We start from the raw sequence: 3880 nt of genomic DNA on the forward strand, positions 1-3880 counted from the left end.
ACAACAAACTCAGCAAACGCCTGCGCCACGCCGTCGGCGATGCCATTAACGATTTCAATATGATCGAGCCGGGCGACAAAATCATGGTCTGCCTCTCAGGCGGCAAAGACAGCTACGCCCTTTTAGACATTCTGTGCCAGCTTCAAGCCAGCGCGCCGATTGATTTTGAACTGGTCGCCGTCAATCTCGACCAAAAACAGCCGGGCTTCCCTGAAGAAGTATTGCCGACCTATCTCGAAAGCATCGGCGTTCCCTACAAAATCGTTGAAGAAGACACTTATTCCACCGTCAAACGTGTATTGGAAGAAGGTAAAACGACTTGTTCACTGTGCAGCCGTTTGCGCCGAGGCATCCTCTATCGCACTGCAAAAGAATTGGGCTGCACCAAAATCGCCTTGGGACACCACCGCGACGACATCCTCGCCACCATGTTCCTGAATATGTTTTACGGCGGCAAACTCAAAGCCATGCCGCCCAAACTGGTAAGCGACAACGGCGAACACATCGTCATCCGTCCTCTCGCGTATGTCAAAGAGAAGGACTTGATTAAATACGCCGAGCTGAAGCAATTCCCAATTATCCCATGCAACCTCTGCGGCTCTCAGCCCAACCTGCAACGCCAAGTCATCGGCGATATGTTGCGCGACTGGGACAAACGCTTCCCCGGCCGTATCGAGTCTATGTTCTCCGCTCTACAAAACGTCGTTCCATCGCATTTGGCCGATACCGAACTTTTCGACTTTGTCGGCTTGGAACGCGGTCAAAGCCTGAAACACGGCGGCGACTTGGCGTTTGACAGCGAAAAAATGCCGGAACGTTTCTCCGACGGCAGCGAAGAAGACGAAAGCGAAATTAAAATCGAACCGCAAAAAACCGAACGCAAAGTCATCAATATTTTGGCAAACAAACCCAAAACCTGCGGTATGTAACCGCGTTTAGACATTCAGACGGCCTTTCGGTAGCTATTGACTGAAAGGCCGTCTGAATATTTAGGCATATTTTCATTTTCTTGCATAAACCTTTATCGCAATCCGGCAAAACGCCCTCATAATACCGCCGTTATCCACCCCTCCATCAAAAGGAAAACCATGACCACCATTCTGATTATCCTCGGTTTAATCGCCATTGTTGTCGGCATTTTAGGCACTATTTACCCTGCCTTGCCCGGACTGGGTTTGATGTTTGGCGGCGCATGGCTGTTGGGTTATGCCGGCGATTATCAAGTGTTTGGCTCGGGTACGTTGACCTTTTTGGCCATTGTTGCCGTATTCGGTACTGCAATGGATTATGTGGCGGGTGCATTGGGTGCAAAATATACCGGCGCAAGTAAAACCGCGGTTTGGGGTGCATTTATCGGCGGCATCGTCGGCGCATTCTTCTCTATTCCCGGCTTGTTGCTCGGCCCGCTGACCGGCGCGGCCATCGGCGAATTTATTGCACGCAAAGACACTTGGCAGGCAGGCAAAGTCGGTATCGGTACGTTTATCGGCTTCATCATCGGTACCGTAGCCAAAATCGGCTGCGCATTGACCATCGCACTGACCATCCTGTTTGTTTGGTTAGCCTCATTCTTCTAAATAAAAAATATTAAAGGCCGTCTGAATTTCAAGTATTCAGACGGCCTTTTTATTTCATTGGTTATTTGCCGCAGCAAGCTTTGTACTTTTTACCGCTGCCACACGGGCAAGGATCGTTACGCCCCACTTTTTCGCCTTCACGGCGTACGGTTTGCGGCTTATTGATGATGGCCTGCCAGTACCAGTAAATATCAAGCAGGACATGCGGCAAGTCAGATTCCAGTTGGGTCAGCTCTTTTTCATTCAGATGCAAGATGACTTCGCCGTTTTCCTCGTCGTCATAAATACCACCCAAAGCCATAATCGGATAGAACAAATCTTCAAACTCTTCCTGATCAACTGCTTCAAACCAATCGGTAGGCACAATATCCAGTGCGTAAAGGTAGGCGTTACACCAAGTGTAGAAATCCGGATTGCCGGCTTCATCTTCATAGAACCACAAATCAGGCAGAATTTTTTCGTTGAGCTTCATGCGCATATCGGCGGCCATTGCCATAACCAAACGCTCGATTTCGGTGCGCTCTTTGGCATCAAACAAAGATTCTTCACCCAAAATCTCAGGCAGCCAGTTGGTCGGATTCAAAGCATCCGGACCACTCAATAAAGCCATCATAAAACCTTGAACCTCATCACAACGCATGGTGTTGTGGGCTTCAGATTTGGCATCCAGCAATTCCATCAATCGGCTGCGTGCTGCTTCATCAAAAGTCAGTATTTGCATTTTTGTTCCTTAAAATAAAATCGTATTATTGTTTTCAGACGGCCAGGGCATGAATACGCTGCCGCATTTGTTCAAACAGACAAACCGTTGCCGCCATCGCGACATTCAAGGATTCGGTTTGCCCCAACATGGGGATTTTGACACAGGCAGTAGCCTTCTCTTTTACCGTTTCGCTCACGCCGCTGCCTTCGTTGCCAAATACCCAAGCACAGGGTTGACTGAGGTCCATTTCATACAAACCGATATTGCGACCGCCCAAGGCAGTTGCCCAAATTTGATGCTGATACGTTTCCATCCAAGCGGATAATTCCACTCGGCTGAAAATCGACAGCAGAAAATGCGCACCCATCCCCGCTCGCAACACTTTAGGCGACCAGATATCCACGGAATCATTGACGCACACAATTTGCCTGACTCCGGCCGCTGCCGCGCTACGCAAAATCGTGCCTGCATTACCGGGGTCTTGTACCCGCTCCAATACCATGCAATCGCCGTCTGAAGGCAAACCTGCCTGCTGCGGAATATCAATCCAAGTCATCACATCATCGGCATCGGTCAGACTGGTGATTTTAGACAGTGCTTCGTTACCAACCCAAGTAATCAATCCCTCATCCAACTGCGCCGTAATTTCTTGAATTTCAAGATGTTGCTGTTTCTTTTCAGGCAAGTAAACCTGTTTGGGCGTACCGCCGCTTTGCAAATAAGTTTGCAGCAGATGTACGCCTTCCAATACGGTTTCACCGCTTTCACGCCTTGCTTTGGCCTGCGTCAGCAGACGGAATAAATGTTTGAGCTGTTCGTTTTGAGCAGAGGTAATCAGTTTCATGGAGCGCATTATAACTGTTTTAACTTCCTTGAAGCTATGCTTTCAGACGGTCTGATGGTTTTACTTAGAAAATAAAAAACCCTTACAATGAAGCAAGGGTTTTACATGATTTCATTTTTTACTGCACAACTGTCTGCTGCTCATTTTGCTGCTCGGTACGGACAGTCGGACGGTTTTCAATTTTGCCGTCTTTTGCCGCATTTGGCACAACAGTTTCGCCAGGCTCGGAAGCTGCTTTATCACTAGGCGTACCGCTTACCGGAATAATATTTTGGGCAGGCTGAACATTAGACTTTTCTGCAACCGGCATAGCGTCACGAGAAGTTTGCGGTGTAAATTGCCATACTGCAACAGCAATCGCACACACGCTGGCAGCAGCCGCGAAGAATTTGAAGAAGCCGCTATTGGCCGCTTCATGCTGAGCATATTTTTCCTGTTTGCCTTCAGCCTCGGTTTGAGGCACTGTAAATGCTTTGCTTTGCATGGTTTCACCGGTAACACTCGCCGCAGCACCCTGACGGATACAGTCGCCGATAATGTGGTATTCATGCCAAGCGCGCAAGGCTTCCTCATCTGCCAATACAGCATCCAGCATTTCATCAGTCAATGCTTCACCGTCCATCAATGCAGACACATACTCCAATGCTTTATTTGTTTTGTCGTTCATTTTTATTACCACCTTTGATCTTCAGAAGTATCCAACAGCGGCCGCAAATCTTTTGCAATCAGTTCACGCGCTCTGAAAATACGCGAACG

Annotated in this window: 5 protein-coding genes and 1 pseudogene; 2 read left to right on the forward strand and 4 right to left on the reverse strand. The window is 48.5% G+C overall.

The window, feature by feature from the left end:
• Together ttcA and ACTHUT_RS15130 are read left to right on the forward strand one after the other, a co-directional pair.
• Nucleotides 1–929: tRNA 2-thiocytidine(32) synthetase TtcA (ttcA, locus tag ACTHUT_RS15125; RefSeq protein ID WP_440418984.1), on the forward strand; the 929-nt coding region annotated here is incomplete at its 5' end.
• 159 nt (nucleotides 930–1088) lie between these two features.
• Nucleotides 1089–1577 carry a DUF456 domain-containing protein gene (locus ACTHUT_RS15130; protein WP_036472395.1) on the forward strand — a complete coding sequence of 163 codons (489 nt, stop codon included), beginning with the start codon at nucleotides 1089–1091 and terminating at the stop codon, nucleotides 1575–1577.
• Between the two features lie 61 nt (nucleotides 1578–1638).
• On the opposite strand, the gene ACTHUT_RS15135 is transcribed toward ACTHUT_RS15130, so the two are convergent.
• The 4 genes and pseudogenes from ACTHUT_RS15135 to ACTHUT_RS15150 all read right to left on the reverse strand — a co-directional run.
• Nucleotides 1639–2298: a YecA family protein gene (locus tag ACTHUT_RS15135; RefSeq protein ID WP_049348483.1), complete on the reverse strand. Its 660-nt coding sequence runs from the start codon at nucleotides 2296–2298 to the stop codon at nucleotides 1639–1641.
• A gap of 34 nt (nucleotides 2299–2332) precedes the next feature.
• Nucleotides 2333–3124 (reverse strand): TrmH family RNA methyltransferase, encoded by a 792-nt coding sequence (locus ACTHUT_RS15140; RefSeq protein WP_250600638.1) that lies wholly within the window; start codon nucleotides 3122–3124, stop codon nucleotides 2333–2335.
• Nucleotides 3125–3242: 118 nt separating this feature from the next.
• The gene (locus ACTHUT_RS15145; RefSeq protein WP_250600640.1) at nucleotides 3243–3791 is read right to left on the reverse strand and encodes a sigma-E factor negative regulatory protein; all 549 of its coding nucleotides are present in this window, start codon (nucleotides 3789–3791) and stop codon (nucleotides 3243–3245) included.
• 5 nt (nucleotides 3792–3796) lie between these two features.
• Nucleotides 3797–3880: pseudogene (locus ACTHUT_RS15150) on the reverse strand (RNA polymerase sigma factor RpoE); the annotation flags it as partial.

The sequence above is a fragment of the Neisseria sp. P0022.S010 genome (assembly GCF_051956635.1).